Origin of the sequence: Bacillus sp. BB51/4 (genome assembly GCF_008368845.1) — a bacterium.
GTDB lineage: Bacteria > Bacillota > Bacilli > Bacillales > Bacillaceae_G > Bacillus_A > Bacillus_A wiedmannii.
Genome location: NZ_QOSC01000007.1, coordinates 75,420 through 91,806 on the forward strand (window position 1 = coordinate 75,420; position 16,387 = coordinate 91,806).

Consider the following 16,387-nt stretch of genomic DNA (forward strand, 5'->3'; position numbering starts at 1 on the left):
AACGAGTAGAGATATTTTTGCTATGTAAAAGTTTCCTAAAGAAAAGACGCTACCTTCATAGCGTCTTCTCTCATTTTATTAATGTCCACCGTGACCTTGACCACTTTCTTGCACAATCTCTAACCTCTCATCCAATATACCTTGTGTTTCAAATGAAATATCACTCGTACTTCCTAATAAGAAGCCGTGGTTATACGGTCCAAGCGTTGGATCATCTTTAAACTTCGGTTGAATACTAGCGAGGAAGTCATACACTGGTTGTGAAGCTTTACCTTCTTCTAATAATACAACAGGTGCGTGTTTACCCATATGAGAAAAAGGTGCCCCAGCAACTGCTAAATCTGGTGTTTTGCTTGAAACAAATGATAAACCGTGACCTGGTTTTGTGAACCCCCAGCCAAATTTCGTCTTTTCATCTTTAAACCTCGCAAATGCAACCGAATTTTCTGTTGGGGTCTCACCACTAATACGCGTTACTTTCCCGTATTTACTTAACTCTTTTTCTACTGCTTTTGAAACAATTTTTTCTGGTCCTAATACATATATATTCGCTTTATCTTTTCTCATCTTTAATGCCTCTATTGTCGCTTCTGGCACTTTATTTTTTTCAGTATATAAAAGCGGTTCTGGCATGTGAGAAATCCAATTTACAGCTGGTGTTGTATATAAACGTCCTTCTTCTTCAGACGAACCGATAATAACACTATTCGGGTAGCTTCCTGTTATATCGGCATATTCTTTATCCACTTCTTTAGCAAATGTAGCTCGATCCGTTTCTTTTATTTGCTTTACTTTATATTCTTTTAATTGCTCAAGGGTAGATTCACCTATATCCCCCATCACCATAATTTGTGTTCCATCTTTCGTTCCGAGCGGATTTAATCGTTTTATTTCTTTTAACGTCACTTCGGGTACCTTTTCTTTTTCTATAAATAAAATCGGCCCGTTATTCGGATGGTGAATAAGATCCGCACTCGCAATACCTAATTGCCACTCGTTTACTGGTACTAAAATAATAGCGCCTGGCTGATTCTCTTTATGCGTTGCTGGCCATATCGTTTGCGAAGTTAATACTGCCATTTGCAGAGGATCGTTTGTGTTTAATCTCGTTACATTTTTTAAACTTGTCGTTAATAAACCATTCGATGCACCTTCGTTCATTTCTTTAGGCGCAGTTACCTCCTGATTCATTTTCATTTCCTTTTGCTCTGTTTTCTTCTCTTTTGTAGATTCATGATTTTTATGATCTGTATTCGTTTGTCCACACGCCGCAAGACCAACCGCCGCAATTATTGTTATCCCAAAAATTCGGGTCATCTGTTTCACTATACCGCCTCCATTTGAATCGTTTTCGAGCCAATATGATTACCTAAAATGGAATTTCAACTTTACAATAACAAGCAATTCTGAAGAAATTATGCAGATGCATGATAATCTGCACCATTTCTTCATGATTTTGACTTACAATTTAAGTAATAACTACAAATGCGGAGGTACTCTATGGTCGATATACTACTCGTAGATGATGAGCCGAGAATGCTTGAATTATTAACGCTTTATCTTACTCCAATCGGATACAATTGCGTATGTGCAGTATCTGGGGAAGAAGCTATTTCACATATAGAAAATCGAAACTTCAAATTTGTTTTACTCGATATTATGATGCCAAAGATGGATGGGTGGGAAACGTGCAAAAGAATTCGATCCTTTAGTAACGTTCCTATCATTATGGTAACGGCCCGTGATCAAACGGTAGATGTCATCCAAGGGTTAAAACTTGGAGCGGATGATTATGTAACCAAACCTTTCCATGAAGAAGAGCTTTTCGCAAGAATTGAAGCTGTTTTAAGGCGAACGAATCAACACGCGCAAATCCAATATCACGGCATTTTATGGGATGAGGCAAAGCATTTCGTTTCTGTCTATAATGAAGAACTTCTTCTCACTCCAATCGAATTTTCCTTACTCGGGTTATTTTTACGTCATGTGAACTACGTGTTAAGCCGCGATCAGCTCATTGAACGAATTTGGGGATTAAATACAAATACAGAAGATAGAACAGTCGATTCACATATTCGTAATTTGCGTGATAAATTACGAAAAGTAAATTTTCCTATTGATCATCATTTAAAAACTGTTTACGGAGTCGGATATCGGTGGATTGATACTGTAGATTAAGGAGCAAAACGATGAAGCGAATATCTATTCAACTCGGATTTTATTTTTTAATTGTTACACTTTTAATCGAAAGTGTTCTATTTGTCTTGCTTTATTATAGCCTTGTCAACAATAGAGTAAACGAAGAAATGACAGCTTTATTAAAGCGCGGAAATAGTCACCGAGATGTCCTTGAAAAGTATTTTGATAAGCAAACAATCTCCCATGTTGCACTAATGGAATCCGAAGCCGAAACCACTGTCGTTATTACAAATGCCAATAAGGATGTACTAGCTAAATCCAACGAAATAAATACTACTATAAAAAAGCATATTGAAAAAATGCAAACACGGACAGATCATGACGGAGCAATTATAGAAAATCATTGGAAAACATCTAATTATATATGTACAGTTAGCCCCATTATAGTAGCAGGAAAAACAGAAGGCTACGTATATATGTTTCTCGGAACAGAATCGATTGAGGAAATGGTTAACGGGCTAACAAGACAATTCATTATTGCCGGAGTCATTACGTTTCTATTAACAGCCATCACCATCTTTCTATTATCACGGTTGTTAACAAAACCATTGTTACACATGAAACATGCCACTGAAAAAATGAGTAAAGGCGATTTATCTGTTTCATTAACGACTACTCGAAATGATGAAATTGGTGAACTAACCTCATCCATTCAAACGCTCGCTAATGATTTACATTATATGAAAACAGAGCGAAGTGAATTTCTAGCAAGTGTTGCTCATGAATTACGAACACCGTTAACATACGTAAGAGGTTACGCTGACATTGCTTTAAAAGAAACCACATCTCCTGAGCAACGTTTGCGATATTTATCTATTATAAAAGATGAGTCTGATTATATTACGAACTTAGTTCAAGATTTATTTTCACTTGCACAAATGGAACAACATAACTTTTCTATTCAAGTAAAGGAAGTACACTTACACACCTTCCTTACTCGCATAGCCGAAAAAGTAAATACCATATATAAAGAAAGATACATTAAAGTCTCTTTCTCTTGTCCTCCTTCACTGCTAGTAAACTTAGATGAACAGCGATTTGAACAAGTTATAATAAACATTTTAAATAACGCTTATAGACATTCAAAAGAACATTCTCATATAAACATTTCTGTTACAGAAGAACATAAAAGTATCTCCATTACAATTGAAGATGAAGGCGAAGGTATTCCGCCTGAAGACCTCCCTCACATTTTCGACCGTTTTTATCGAGTTGATAAAGCAAGATCACGAGCTACAGGCGGAACTGGTTTAGGGCTATCTATCGTGAAAGAAATTGTAGAACTACACGGCGGGAATATTACTGTAACGAGCGAAGTCGATCATGGGTCTTGCTTTATCATTTCATTGCCATCTATATAGAAATACAACTATCATCAATTAACAAGTTCAGTTTTGATTTACAAAATCACATCATAATTAGCATATGAAAACGCCCAGAGTTCAAAAACTCTAGGCGTCTTTTATTTTCTTATTGAACTAAATTCTCCTTTAGCTTAAATCAAATTAAAGACAAAACTTAAATAAATTTCTAAACATATTCATTTCACACTCTTTATTCTAAAAAGAATCTTTAATTCTACTTAAAGTAACACACTTTATATTTGTAATGGTTTATAAGCCAATGCTTTATCTATAATTTCTCTGGCAGTTAATTCTTCATCACTCCAGAAAATATAATCACTTATTTTAGGGTCAATAACAGACGATTTAACCATGTCCAACCAAATTGCCAGCTCCCATTCTTCTCCTTCTGTATCCATAAGTTTTTGAACCAAGGTAACTAACTCTTCTCTATTTAACTCTCCTAACTTTATATTTTTATGATTAATAGCTCTTTTTACAATGTATTCTGCACCGTAGTCAGCAAAAAATAATTCTTTTGCACGTGGATAAGGAACACTCTTTTCAAATACAGTCAGTTTATGTTCAAAATCTTCTCCAAAATCTTGTAGCTCTTGAATTTCTAAAACTAATTTTAATAGTTTCTTTTCATCCAATTCCTCACTCCCTTTATTCAAGACAACCACCTCAGTAATCTAAGTACATTTCTTCATAATTTCCATATTCATTTCAACATAAAATTACAATTTCCCTTTTGAATTATCGAAATTAATATGTTATCCCTTATGTTAATTGATATGTTAAAGACAGATAAATATTGATATAACTAGGAATAAGAATAGACCAAATCAGATGTGATTTGGTCTATTCATTGGTAGGTTATTCACTTTACCTCATAATATAAATTTACAAATTGCCCAAAACGTTTCGTATCCGTTAAAGTTAAATTAATTTCCGGGTTCTTGTCTTGAAACAACGGAACTCCAGAACCTAATATATGCGGTGTAATCGTAACGATATATTCATCAATTAGATTATTCTTAAAGAATTCTCTCAGTAGCTCTCCTCCACCGACCATCCATATTTTAGATCCTTCTTGTGCTTTTAACCTTTTTGTAAACTCCACTACATCTTCATTTACAAACTCCACGTTTCCGTCTGAACCTTTTTCTGAACGAGAAAAAACATAACATGCTTTATCTAAGTACGGGAATGTTTCCGTATGCTCTACTACATAATCGTATGTTTTCTTTCCCATAATTATTGTATCAATCGTTTCGTACATTTCTGTATAACCGTTATCTCCCTCTCCTTCGGTTTCCATTAACCACTCTAAATCATCATTTTCTTTCGCAATATATCCATCTAAGCTCGCCGCAATAAATAAAACTATTTCACGTGACATATTTTTTCCTCCTTATATCTCATCTTGATAACATATGATGTAAACAATATACTAACAATAAAACATGACACTTTATGTCATGTTAAAAAGAAAAAGGTGATACATTTGTCAAAAGCTAAACGCTTATTAGATATTCTTATATTTGCTTCTGCCAAAAAGACATTTACAGCTCAAGAAATAGCTGATGAATTTAATATCTCCGTTCGTACTGTCCATAGATACATTTTAGATTTAAGTGATATGGGATTACCCATTTACGCAGAACAAGGTCGTAACGGAGGCTATAAAGTATTAACGAATAGAATCATTCCACCTATCTTATTTACGGAAGAAGAAGCAGTCTCCATCTTTTTTGCTTTTCAATCTTTAAGTTACTATCGAGACTTACCTTTTAACACAGAAATCAATTCCGTTACACATAAACTGTATAGCTCCCTACAACATGATGCGAAAGCGAAAGTTGATAAAATACATTCTTATATCGCCTTTTGGAATCCGAAGAGAACAATTGATACACCACTTTTAAACGAAGTGTTAACCGCGGCTATTGAAAATAAAAATTTACACTTTCAATACGAATCTAAATCGGGGATAAAAACAAAACATGTTCATCCTATCGGTGTATATGCTCATGACGGGCTATGGTACTTACCATCCTACGACTTTAGTAGAAAAAAAATATTACTGTATCGCGTCGATCGTATTCTCTCCATATTATCGATGGAAGAAAATGAAAGTACGTTCATGAATTTAGAAGAATGGTTTGACTCTAGCTCTAACATCATAAACATTCCTACCCAGTTACATGTCTTATTAACGACAGAAGGTGTGCGCCAATGTAAAAGCGTGCCTTACCTTGAAGAATTCGTTGTAGTAAATGAAGACGGGACAGGATATATACATTCACCAATTGATAAAGGAGAAATCAATTTTATTACACCTTTATTTTATAGACTTGGAAAAGATGCACAAGTGTTAGAACCGAAAGAATTAATAGATGGTTTACGTATACGTGCGAAAGAAGTTTTACATATGTATGGAGACGAAAAAAGCTGCTAAACATAAGCAGCTTTTTGGTTCAGTTTTTCCTATTGTTTTTACTATTGACGAATATCAAACCACCAACGATGTTTCGCATTCATATTTTCAGTGTCACCAGTCCCTCTGTATTTGAAAGCATCCAAAAAGATTGAATCTAGTTTATCCTCATCTACAAAATAACCTAAATTAACCTTCACCGTTTGTCCTGGTCGGATACTGCCAATATTGTAAAAGCTTTTCCCGTCTCCGTGAGGTTCTAAATAATCAACTTCGCCCGTCATAATATTTTTCTCAGCAATTCCATCTTCTTTAGCGTAGTTCCATGCATTACCTTCAGATTTAAGCAGTTTTATAGATGGATGCATATAAATTTCTTCTGTCGCCTGCTTATCTATATTTTTCACTGTTGTTGTTAGATAAACAAATTTAGGATGAACTAATTTTGACTCTACTAATTGATCAATTGAATCTTTACCATTTCCAATTTTATATTTATCCCTTCTATATGGTATCAATTGACCAGCTTGATCCAAAGCCTGATTCCTGCTTAGTATTCCTAAGCCCATTTCATTAAAGTTCTCTTGTTTAAAATCTTTAATCGAATCAAAAACTTCAACTTTTTCTATCACATATTCAATTTGGCTGTTATCCATAGATATCGTTACTGGAACCTTTTGCCCTATATGAAATAGTCGTTTGCTATCTTTTTTCAAAGGAATCACCTTAGTTTTTTTAGGTTCATCCGCTGCGCTAAAATACTTTTTATCATAATCTGTTATATGTACTGCCTTTTCTTTTGACGTAGGCTCAAGTGAAATGTTCCCTAACACATCCATCATTTGTTCTTCATTTACATCTGATCCAATAAAACTTTCTAACATAATTCCTTCTTTTTCAAAAAAGAGGAGGACCTTTCTGTCAAACATTACATTGTTGTTTCCAGTTTCTTTATGAACAATTACTGCTTTCTTGCCACTTATCTCTTTTTCTTCGTAGCTTTTTGAATACAAAGTTTGAAAATCTGCATTTTCTCCTATTCTCCAAAGAGCAAATGAAAAGCCACCCTTTGCGTCGTTATCTTTAAATGAATATTTCATAGCAGAGTCATCAATTGCCTCCATATTTTCTGGTAATTTATCGATTTTCAACTTATACCACTTATCAGCCTTTTTCGAGTCCTTGTTTGTTACTGAAACATTTACTTCGTAATTTTGTTTTTGGACAATCATATTATAGACTTTCACTGCCCCAAAAACGGTTGTCGGCATGCCAATCAATAAGCAAGCAGCAGCGATTAACATACGATGTTTTTTACGCTGTTTCTGCGGTTGTCCATCTTTCAGCTTCATTTCCTCCATAAACAATTTCTTTTTGCGCGTATATGTATGTGAAAATTCATGTTGTTCTTCGAGTTTATCAAAATCATCTAAAGCAATTTTTTCAGCAAGTTCATATATTTCTTTGGAGTTCTTTGAATTCGTCATGTTGTATACCTCCTATCATATTTTGGATTCGTTTTCGAGCGCGTTCAAACTGCTTGCGGACATTAGCCTCGGTTATACCCATAACACTTGAAATCTCTTGATACGTTAAGTTATAGAAGACTTTATACTTAAACACCTGTCTGTTAGATTCACTTAATTCTGTTAGCAATGTATCAATTTGAACCTCAGACATTTTACGTTTTTCCCACTCTTCAATATTTTCATCTACCGCTTCTATTGATTCTCTTTCATATTCTTCTAAAAATGTTTCATGTCGTTTATTTTTCCGGTAACTATCAATCGCCTTGTTTTTCGCGATTCTCAAAATGTAGCGTTTAAGCTCTTCAGTGCTCAAGCTATGGAGCTTTTCCAAGTTCTTATAAAGAGTAATAAACGTCTCTTGAACCGCATCTTCAGCCTGCTGAATATTATTTAAAATAGAATACGCTACATAATAAATTTTTTGTTCGTACAACTCATATAGCTCTTCCATCTTTTCATAATCGTTGTTTGTAACTTTCATATAATTCCTCCTCTCACTCTATATAACGAATGAGCGATATATTTTGTGACACTGCAAAATCTTTTTATAGATAAAATTTAATAATAGAATAAACAAAAGCACAAAAGCCCAATTTCTCTATTGTAACTAAGAAATTGGGCTTTTGTTTATTAGAATTTTCCTGACTGTTCTATTACGCACATCCCTCTTATGCCTTTTCAGTAGGCGGTATTTGCTCTATCGCTTCTTTTAACAAATTCTTTGTCTCTTCCAAGTTATAATTCTTCTTTTCTCCTAGCTGTACCGTATAAAACTCGGCAAACGAGCGCTCTTTATATCTTGGTACGACATGCATATGGTAATGTGTTAACTCGTTAAAGATTCCACCATTTTGGCAAATTGTAATTCCGTCAGGTTTATATAATGCCTTAATCGATTTTGCAATCAGCTTAGAAGCATCCATAATGGATTTTGCTACAACATCATCTAATTCGTCTACTTCTACAACATGTTGCTTTGGCACAATTAAAGTATGTCCTGGATAGAAAGGTTCATGATCTAAAAAACATGTTACATAGTCATCTTCATATATTTTATATATAATTTCTTCTTCGTTGGCTAATTTACACCCTAAACATTCCATCATATTTCCCCCCCTGTATTAAAAACATAAAAAACGTGAGAGCCGTATTCTCACGTTTTTATGTTTCATTTTATTAGTTCAATTGTTTCCGTAACCTTTATACTATCTTTTACAGATTGAACAATCGTACAATTTTTCACTGCAAGTTGCAGCGCCTTGTCCAACTGCTCTTCTGTAATGTTTTGTGCTTTGATTTTATAGTGCAAATGAACACTTTCAACTGGTTTTGATACAGCTTCACTTCTACCAATTTCAGTCTCAATTGTAAACGTATCGTATGTAATACGTTTCTTTTCTAAAATTGTTCGGAAGACAATTGCACTACATCCTGCGATAGAAGAAATGAGTAATTGTAACGGTGAATACCCGTTTTCTTTTCCAATCGCTAATTGACCATACGATAAATCTGCTTCTATATCATCGTGTTTGATTGTTAGTTTCATTTGTTTTTTCCATCTCCACTTTCATCGGTTTCTTCCGTTTCTTACTCATATAATAATATATATAGCAGAAAATGATAAATGGAATACCACAGTATAACGCCATTCTTTGTTCAGGAATAAACGCTAAACTAATAACAACGATGCTATTTGTAATTAAAGCTAAAATTGGAACAATCGGGTATAGTGGTGTTCTATACTTTAAGTCCTCTAACTTTCCTCCGCCTTTTATATACTGACTTCTAAAGCGAAGTTGCGATAAAGCAATAATGATCCAACTTGAAACAGCCGATAAACCAGCTATCGATAATAAGTACATGTATACTGTATCTTCTGCAAGGAAACTTGTGAATAGAGATAATCCAGCTACCGCAATCGTTACGACTAACGCTGTAATTGGAATACCACGCTTATTTACTTTCTGGAAAGATGTTGGTGCCATTCCTTCATTTGCAAGTGACCATAATATACGAGTTGCCGCATATAAGCCTGAATTCGCTACAGATAGTAACGCTGTAATAATAACGAAGTTCATAATATCAGCTGCGTATGGAATACCGATTTTATCAAATACAACTACAAATGGACTTTCAATTACCCCTGCTTCTTTCCAAGAAATTAATCCTACTAAAATCGTCATTGTTAAAATGAAGAATAACATAATGCGCCATACTGTATTACGGATCGCACGTGGAATTGTTTTTTCTGGATTTTCACTTTCTCCCGCTGCAATCCCGATTAACTCTGTTCCTTGGAACGAGAAGTTAACTGTAATCATTGTAAGTAATACGGCAGCTAGTCCATTCGGGAATAACCCGCCATCGCTTACAAAGTTAGAGAAAAGAGGTGCTGCTTCTTTTCCATCGTATGGTAAAAACCCTAATAATGCACTACCACCAAGAACAACAAACGCAAGAATTGTAACTACTTTAATACTAGAGAACCAAAACTCTAATTCAGCATAACTCTTCGCTGAGATAGCGTTTGAAGCATATAAAATAACGCCGAATACGAGACACCATACCCAAACATCAACATTTGGAAACCATCTTTTCATCATTAAACCGATTGACGTTAACTCTAAACCTACTGTCACTGCCCAGCCAAGCCAATATAGCCAGCCGATCATAAAGCCCGTTCCTGGTCCAATAAACTTCGTCGCATACTTTTGGAAAGATCCTGAAACTGGCATTGCTACCGTTAACTCTCCAAGACAAAGCATTGTTAAATACATAATAAATCCGCCCACTAAATATGAAAGGATGGCTCCCCCTGGTCCAGCCTGATTAATGGTGTAACCTGAACCTAAGAAAAAACCAGTCCCGATTACACCACCTAGTGCGATCATAAATAAATGTCTACTCTTCATCGTACGATGTAATTTCTCATTCGTTGGTTGCTGCATCTAAATCCTCCCCCTACCGATACCCCTATATCTTGTTAAAATTTTCTGATAATAAAAATATACACGAAAGCGATTACAATTTCTATATAAAATTAAAACTTTTCTGATAAAATAATATAAAAAATCTAATTATTGCAAGATTTAGATTCTATTTAGAGGAAAATAAGGAGAAACAAGGAAAAACCCTTACATATATTGTAAGAGTCAACGAAGTTCTAATCTTCTCGATAAAATTGATAAACTATAATTTACGATAAAGTACATACAAGCTACTACTATAAACGTTGGAATCGTATAATTTACATTCTGTCCGCTAATAATTTGGGCATTATGCATAAGCTCTGGCAGTGATATAACAACTGCTAATGATGTATCTTTCAGCAATGAAATAAACTGACTGACAAGCGGCGGGACCATTCTTCTTAATGCTTGTGGTAAAATAATATGCCACAACGCTTGAACATACGTTAATCCTGAAGATCTTGCGGCCTCAATCTGTCCTTTTTCAATAGATAATAAACCACTTCGAACAATTTCAGATATCATCGCTGCTTCAAATATTGTTAAAGCAACAATTACGGCCGTTATAATTTCTAATTTCAAGCCTGCTTCTGGAAGTGCAAAATACGTGAAAAATATAATTAAAAGTAGTGGTAAGTTTCGAATCACTTCAACGATAATCCCTAATATTTGTGAGACGACAGGTATTTTCATGTAGCGCAATATCCCTATTACACTACCAATAATAAAACTAAGTACAATCGCGACGAGCGCTACCTCTAACGTTATAAGCAATCCTTTTAATAAAAATAGAATATGATCACCTGTTATGGCTCCCTTAAAATCCATTTACACCGCCTCCTTTGCTAAGCGTTTTTCTAAATAACGCACTAGCATACTGAGCGGAATTGTTAATATTAAATAAAACATCCCGACAAATATATAAACGTCGAACGTAACAAATGTCTTCGTTGAAATTAAATCTCCTTGATACATCAAATCGGTACCAGCGATAATTCCGAGTATGGAAGAGTTTTTTACTAAATTGAGAAATTGATTTCCTAGAGGAGGGATTACGATTTTCATCGCCTGGGGTAAAACAACATAATACATCGCCTGTACATACGTTAACCCTGAAGACCGTGCTGCTTCCATTTGTCCTTTCGCGACTGATAAAATGCCTGCCCGAATGACTTCCGCAATAAAAGCTGCAGTATACACAGTAAGCGTAACTGTTCCTGCTACAAAACCATTTAAAGTAATTCCTATTACAGGTAAAGCGAAATAAAATATAAATGCAATTAATACGAGTGGAATATTTCTTACAAACTCTACAAAAGCCGTTCCCAACCAATTTAAAATACGAATAGGCGCAATGCGCATTACAGCCAAAATTACTCCCAAAATAAAGCTGCCTATTAACGCAATTACACTAGACATAACTGTATACTTAAAGCCCTCTAAATACATATCAATGTTATTCGTCAATATAGAAAAATCAGGCACATATTCTCCCCTCTTTCTTTACAAGAAGAGGATGAGCATCCCTCATCCTCTTACTATTTATCAATGAGAATAAAGCTCCATTAATGAAACTATCACCTTACTTCTCCTGTTTTTGACCAATCCATTTTTCATACAATTTATCGTATTCCCCATTCGCTTTCATATCTTTTAGTAAGCTATTAATCTCTTTCGTCAAATCATCCGCACCTTTTTGCACCGCAATTCCGTACGGCTCATCCGTGAAAATTTTCCCTACAACTTCATAATTCGAATCTTGTTTTGCCATGCCGTAAAGAATTGCATTATCTGTCGTTAATACATCGCCTTTCCCTGCTTTTAACGCTGTAAATGCCTCACTGTAATTTTCAAATTCTAATACAGTCGATTCTGGTGATTTTTGACGAATATTATTTGTAGACGTTGAACCTTTTACCGCTAACACTTTCACACCCTTTTTCACATCATCAATACTTTTAATATCGCTTCCTTTTTTCACAAGTAACGATTGCCCTGCTTTAAAATATACATCTGAGAAATCAACCTCTTTTTTACGTTCTTCCGTAATTGTCATCGTCGCGATAATTGCATCAATATCACCATTTTTCAGTAGTGGAATACGCGTTTTAGACGTTACTTCTTTTAATTCTAATTTCTTTTCATCTCCAAGGATTTTTTTCGCAAGCGCCTTTGCGATATCAACATCAAACCCTTCTACCTGTCCTGTCGAAGGATTTTTCAAGCCAAATAAGTTCGTATCATTCTTCACCCCAACTACTAGTTTCCCGCGCTTTTTAATTTGCTCAACAGCCCCGCCTTGTTTCGTATTCGTTTCTTTCGTCTCATCTTTTTTACTTCCGCATCCAGCAACAACAAGTATGAATAAACATGAAAATACGATTAACGTAAACAACTTTTTCATTTTAAGCATAAAACTCCCCCTTTAATGATTTAACACTCTTCTTAAAAATAGACGAGCTCTTTCTTGTTCAGGACTTGCAAAAAATTGCGTCGGTGTTGTATCTTCAATAATTTGACCATCATCCATAAACAAAATCCGATCTGCCACTTCTCGCGCAAATCCCATTTCATGCGTGACAACGACCATTGTCATTCCTTCTTTAGCTAGTGTTTTCATAACATCAAGTACTTCCCCAATCATCTCCGGATCAAGAGCAGACGTAGGCTCATCAAATAGCATAATTTCCGGCTGCATTGCGAGCCCCCTAGCAATTGCTACCCTTTGCTGTTGTCCTCCGGATAATTGATGGGGGTATACACTAGCCTTCTCCGGAATTCCTACTTTCTCTAAATAAAACATCGCTGTTTTCTCAGCTTCCTCTTTTGAAACTTTATTTACTTTAATCGGTGCTAGTGTAATATTTTGAAGAACCGTTTTATGTGGATATAAATAAAAATGTTGAAAGACCATTCCAATATTTCGGCGTAATTCATTCATATCTGTTTTTGCATTGTGTACTTCCGTATCTTGTACAATTAACGCTCCATCTGTAATTGTCTCTAACTGATTTATACACCGTAGCAACGTACTTTTTCCTGATCCGGACGGCCCAACAACTACTACCACTTCACCTTTTTTCACTTGTACATTAATATCTTTTAAAACTTGAAAGGTACCATAATATTTATTTACATTACGAAACTCTATCAACATACTCCCCCCTTCCCTTAACAAAGCATGTACATTCTTTTTATATTCAAAAATAGGCAAAAAAATAACTTCCAGCCTCATTTTATCCATAAAAAAAGCAAAGGGATTTCCCTTTGCTTCTTCATTTCTATTCTATTAAGATACTTCTTCTTTCTTATCTTTTCCGTATTCATGCTCCCAGAAATCAGCATTTTTAATTCCTAATGGCCCTGGATCGAATACTGGATCTTTTCCTTCTTTTTTCTGCTTTTCATAATCCTTTAATGCGACTAATGCAGGTTTTTGTAATAATAAAATCGCAATGATATTTACCCATGCCATAATTCCTACACCGATGTCACCTAAAGCCCACGCCGTTGCTGCTGTTTTTATACAGCCGTAGAATACAGCTCCTAAAAATACAAACTTTAGTATCATAGACAGCCAAGGACGGTCTTTATCACGATTTAAGTACGCGATATTCGTTTCTGCAATGTAGTAATACGCCATAATTGTTGTAAATGCAAAGAATAGTAACGAGATTGCAACGAAACCGTTTCCAAATCCAGGGAAAACAGATTCTACCGCTGCCTGTGTATATCCCGGTCCTGGCTGAGCACCATTTAATTTATTTACGATAAAGCTTTTTCCGCTTGCATCAAATACGTTATACATGCCTGTAATAATCATCATAAATGCTGTTGCTGAACAAACAAATAATGTATCAATGTAAACGGAAAATGCTTGCACTAAACCTTGTTTAGCTGGATGTGATACTTCCGCAGCAGCTGCTGCATGTGGTCCAGTTCCTTGCCCTGCTTCATTGGAATAAATACCACGTTTTACTCCCCAAGAAATTGCTAAACCGATAATACCACCGAAAGCCGCTTCTAATGCAAAAGCACTCCTTATAATTAGCATAAATGCTTCTGGCAACTTTTCAATATTCATAGCAACAATAACGCAAGCTACTAAAATATAACCAACTGCCATAAACGGTACGACAACTTGTGCAACGTTAACGATTCGCTTTACCCCACCGAAGATGATAATAGCTAATACAACAACTAATAAAGCCCCTGATACGGTAGTGTTAATTCCAAAAGCTGTTTCTAAACTTACAGCAATACTATTTGCTTGCACACCTGGCAGTAAAAGCCCCGTTGCAAGAATTGTCGCTGCAACGAATACTAATGCATACCATTTCACACCTAAACCTTTTTCAATGTAATAAGCAGGTCCACCACGAAACTGCCCTTGATGTTTCGTCTTATATATTTGTGCTAATGTAGATTCTACATAAGCTGATCCTGCTCCTAAAAAGGCCACTGCCCACATCCAAAATACAGCTCCTGGTCCACCAAATGCAACCGCTGTTGCTACCCCAGCTATATTCCCTGTCCCAACGCGCCCTGATAACGAAAGTGCTAACGCTTGGAATGAAGAAACACCAGCCTCTGATTTTTCTCCTTGAAATGTCAGCTTCACCATTTCTCCTACATGCCTTACTTGTAAAAACCTCGTTCGAATGGAAAAATATAACCCTACTCCTAAACATAAATAAACAAGTGCTGGACTCCAAACAATATTATTTATCCAATTTACGATAGCTTCCAATATTCCCCCTCCTTCTTTATAAAGAATATTCTGAATATATATATAAAATTATAAGTGTATACCGAATCTATAACAATATTATTTTAATAAAACAAACATATTTTTGTATAAAAAAACAAAGTATATATTTATTTTATATACTTTGTTTTGAACAAAATGTATTATATATTCACAATTGCTTCTCTTTTTATAATTCTTTCATATAGATCTTCTGATAATTCTCGGAAGTTATCTGGCATATCTTTCCCCTTAAACTTCTTTTGAAGTGTACCGTATAAACCAACATCACGTAGACGTAAAAACAACGGTAACGATTCATACCAACTATCCGCCAGTCTGTGCTCATGCTCATAGCCTTTTCGTAACACTTGTAGCTGTTTACGAGCAAAGTCTGTCTTCTCTTCCGCTGTCCACGGTGTAAATAGAACAGAGTAATAGAGAACCATCGCTAAATCATGTATAAAGTAATTATAAGCCGCATCATCAAAATCAAAGATTGTTAGCTCTTTACCATCATAATGAAAATTACCGGGATGGATATCACCGTGCATAAGGCCGAACGTTTCTCTTTCAATTGGAAGAGCCTTTATTTCATCCATTAATACCGCTGCAATCTTTTTCACTTGATCATCTTCTAATTCATTAACAATTCCACTTTCATCTTCTTCCCACGTATCACGATAGTCTGTTTTAGGATAGTTCATTGTTAGGCGATGCAGTTGGCCAATCGCTTTACCCCATGCTTCAAAGTAAGCATCTCCCCAATAAGGCGATCCTTCCCCTTTTACTTGCTCACCTTTTGCATATGTAAATAAAGAAGCGAAAAAGAAAGTTTCATCCTCTGCTCTAATTTCTTCTACAAGATTTTGAGACGCTGAATAAAGAGGCCCTGCTACCTTTGCCCCATTCTCCGCAACATATCGTAAAAAATCTAGTTCAGCTTCGACTTCTTTTTTAGAACGATGAGAAGAGTGTGTTAAACGTAATACGTAATCTTCACCACGATCACCCTTCGCCTTAAAAATATAATTTTCAAAATCTCCAAGCGGCTTCTCTTCCACTGTTACATAAAATGCCTTTGCTGCTCTTGCTAAAATCTCTTTTGTAAAAACTCGTTCTACAGCTATTTCCATATATATCCCTCCTATATATCT

The 16,387-nt window shown here is 35.3% G+C and carries 17 protein-coding genes; 3 read left to right on the plus strand and 14 right to left on the minus strand.

The genetic code is table 11. The features are described from left to right. Nucleotides 1-78 precede the first annotated feature (78 nt). Nucleotides 79-1,326: a cell wall-binding repeat-containing protein gene (locus DN392_RS08260; RefSeq protein ID WP_088321541.1), complete on the minus strand. Its 1,248-nt coding sequence runs from the start codon at nucleotides 1,324-1,326 to the stop codon at nucleotides 79-81. Nucleotides 1,327-1,500: 174 nt separating this feature from the next. Here DN392_RS08260 and DN392_RS08265 point away from each other — a divergent pair, with 174 nt between their 5' ends. Together DN392_RS08265 and DN392_RS08270 are read left to right on the plus strand one after the other, a co-directional pair. Further along, on the plus strand, nucleotides 1,501-2,178 hold the full coding sequence (locus DN392_RS08265) for a response regulator transcription factor (RefSeq protein ID WP_064477080.1): 678 nt from the start codon (nucleotides 1,501-1,503) through the stop codon (nucleotides 2,176-2,178). An 11-nt stretch (nucleotides 2,179-2,189) separates the two neighbouring features. Then, nucleotides 2,190-3,560 carry a sensor histidine kinase gene (locus DN392_RS08270; RefSeq protein WP_088321542.1) on the plus strand — a complete coding sequence of 457 codons (1,371 nt, stop codon included), beginning with the start codon at nucleotides 2,190-2,192 and terminating at the stop codon, nucleotides 3,558-3,560. A 236-nt stretch (nucleotides 3,561-3,796) separates the two neighbouring features. Here DN392_RS08270 and DN392_RS08275 read toward each other — a convergent pair whose 3' ends face one another. Beyond that, nucleotides 3,797-4,219: a hypothetical protein gene (locus tag DN392_RS08275; protein WP_001032608.1), complete on the minus strand. Its 423-nt coding sequence runs from the start codon at nucleotides 4,217-4,219 to the stop codon at nucleotides 3,797-3,799. Nucleotides 4,220-4,425: 206 nt separating this feature from the next. Continuing rightward, entirely contained in the window at nucleotides 4,426-4,947 is a 522-nt protein-coding gene (locus DN392_RS08280) for a dihydrofolate reductase family protein (RefSeq protein WP_048567099.1), read from the minus strand. 105 nt (nucleotides 4,948-5,052) lie between these two features. On the opposite strand from DN392_RS08280, the gene DN392_RS08285 reads away from it, so the two are divergent. Continuing rightward, a complete protein-coding gene (locus tag DN392_RS08285) occupies nucleotides 5,053-6,006 on the plus strand; it encodes a helix-turn-helix transcriptional regulator (protein ID WP_000030243.1) in 954 nt (317 codons plus the stop codon). Nucleotides 6,007-6,047: 41 nt separating this feature from the next. Here the strand turns inward: DN392_RS08285 and DN392_RS08290 are convergent, their stop codons facing one another. The 11 genes from DN392_RS08290 to DN392_RS08340 all read right to left on the minus strand — a co-directional run bounded on the left by DN392_RS08290 (nucleotide 6,048) and on the right by DN392_RS08340 (nucleotide 16,366). Further along, a complete protein-coding gene (locus DN392_RS08290) occupies nucleotides 6,048-7,472 on the minus strand; it encodes a DUF4367 domain-containing protein (RefSeq protein ID WP_088321543.1) in 1,425 nt (474 codons plus the stop codon). Continuing rightward, nucleotides 7,438-7,995 (minus strand): RNA polymerase sigma factor, encoded by a 558-nt coding sequence (locus tag DN392_RS08295; protein ID WP_076542393.1) that lies wholly within the window; start codon nucleotides 7,993-7,995, stop codon nucleotides 7,438-7,440. The genes DN392_RS08290 and DN392_RS08295 overlap by 35 nt, the downstream gene beginning before the upstream one ends. Before the next feature lie 187 nt (nucleotides 7,996-8,182). Then, nucleotides 8,183-8,617, minus strand: coding sequence for an HIT family protein (locus DN392_RS08300; RefSeq protein WP_088321548.1), 435 nt, complete (start codon nucleotides 8,615-8,617; stop codon nucleotides 8,183-8,185). 65 nt (nucleotides 8,618-8,682) lie between these two features. Then, nucleotides 8,683-9,060, minus strand: a complete 378-nt coding sequence (locus tag DN392_RS08305; RefSeq protein ID WP_000778833.1) for an OsmC family protein — start codon at nucleotides 9,058-9,060, stop codon at nucleotides 8,683-8,685. After that, nucleotides 9,035-10,462, minus strand: a complete 1,428-nt coding sequence (locus tag DN392_RS08310; protein ID WP_001187117.1) for an amino acid permease — start codon at nucleotides 10,460-10,462, stop codon at nucleotides 9,035-9,037. Before DN392_RS08310 ends, DN392_RS08305 begins: the two co-directional genes overlap by 26 nt. 204 nt (nucleotides 10,463-10,666) lie before the next feature. After that, the gene (locus DN392_RS08315; RefSeq protein WP_000345969.1) at nucleotides 10,667-11,311 is read right to left on the minus strand and encodes an amino acid ABC transporter permease; all 645 of its coding nucleotides are present in this window, start codon (nucleotides 11,309-11,311) and stop codon (nucleotides 10,667-10,669) included. Further along, a complete protein-coding gene (locus tag DN392_RS08320; RefSeq protein WP_001112679.1) occupies nucleotides 11,312-11,968 on the minus strand; it encodes an amino acid ABC transporter permease in 657 nt (218 codons plus the stop codon). A gap of 97 nt (nucleotides 11,969-12,065) precedes the next feature. Then, complete coding sequence (glnH, locus tag DN392_RS08325; RefSeq protein ID WP_064449776.1) at nucleotides 12,066-12,896, minus strand: glutamine ABC transporter substrate-binding protein GlnH; 831 nt, start codon at nucleotides 12,894-12,896, stop codon at nucleotides 12,066-12,068. Between the two features lie 12 nt (nucleotides 12,897-12,908). Then, nucleotides 12,909-13,727, minus strand: a complete 819-nt coding sequence (locus tag DN392_RS08330) for an amino acid ABC transporter ATP-binding protein (protein ID WP_074651408.1) — start codon at nucleotides 13,725-13,727, stop codon at nucleotides 12,909-12,911. 45 nt (nucleotides 13,728-13,772) lie between these two features. Next, on the minus strand, nucleotides 13,773-15,233 hold the full coding sequence (locus DN392_RS08335; RefSeq protein WP_000387483.1) for an alanine/glycine:cation symporter family protein: 1,461 nt from the start codon (nucleotides 15,231-15,233) through the stop codon (nucleotides 13,773-13,775). 161 nt (nucleotides 15,234-15,394) lie between these two features. After that, nucleotides 15,395-16,366, minus strand: a complete 972-nt coding sequence (locus DN392_RS08340; protein ID WP_064449778.1) for a phosphotransferase enzyme family protein — start codon at nucleotides 16,364-16,366, stop codon at nucleotides 15,395-15,397. Between the last annotated feature and the right edge of the window lie 21 nt (nucleotides 16,367-16,387).

Bases quoted from the DNA above. Each gene is read 5' to 3' on its own strand.
- DN392_RS08305 (WP_000778833.1), bottom strand. From the start codon at position 9,060: ATGAAACTAACAATCAAACACGATGATATAGAAGCAGATTTATCGTAT.
- DN392_RS08330 (WP_074651408.1), bottom strand. From the start codon at position 13,727: ATGGATAAAATGAGGCTGGAAGTTATTTTTTTGCCTATTTTTGAATAT.
- DN392_RS08300 (WP_088321548.1), bottom strand. From the start codon at position 8,617: ATGGAATGTTTAGGGTGTAAATTAGCCAACGAAGAAGAAATTATATAT.
- DN392_RS08315 (WP_000345969.1), bottom strand. From the start codon at position 11,311: ATGGATTTTAAGGGAGCCATAACAGGTGATCATATTCTATTTTTATTA.
- glnH (WP_064449776.1), bottom strand. From the start codon at position 12,896: ATGCTTAAAATGAAAAAGTTGTTTACGTTAATCGTATTTTCATGTTTA.
- DN392_RS08270 (WP_088321542.1), top strand. From the start codon at position 2,190: ATGAAGCGAATATCTATTCAACTCGGATTTTATTTTTTAATTGTTACA.
- DN392_RS08290 (WP_088321543.1), bottom strand. From the start codon at position 7,472: ATGACGAATTCAAAGAACTCCAAAGAAATATATGAACTTGCTGAAAAA.
- DN392_RS08280 (WP_048567099.1), bottom strand. From the start codon at position 4,947: ATGTCACGTGAAATAGTTTTATTTATTGCGGCGAGCTTAGATGGATAT.
- DN392_RS08310 (WP_001187117.1), bottom strand. From the start codon at position 10,462: ATGCAGCAACCAACGAATGAGAAATTACATCGTACGATGAAGAGTAGA.
- DN392_RS08265 (WP_064477080.1), top strand. From the start codon at position 1,501: ATGGTCGATATACTACTCGTAGATGATGAGCCGAGAATGCTTGAATTA.
- DN392_RS08340 (WP_064449778.1), bottom strand. From the start codon at position 16,366: ATGGAAATAGCTGTAGAACGAGTTTTTACAAAAGAGATTTTAGCAAGA.
- DN392_RS08295 (WP_076542393.1), bottom strand. From the start codon at position 7,995: ATGAAAGTTACAAACAACGATTATGAAAAGATGGAAGAGCTATATGAG.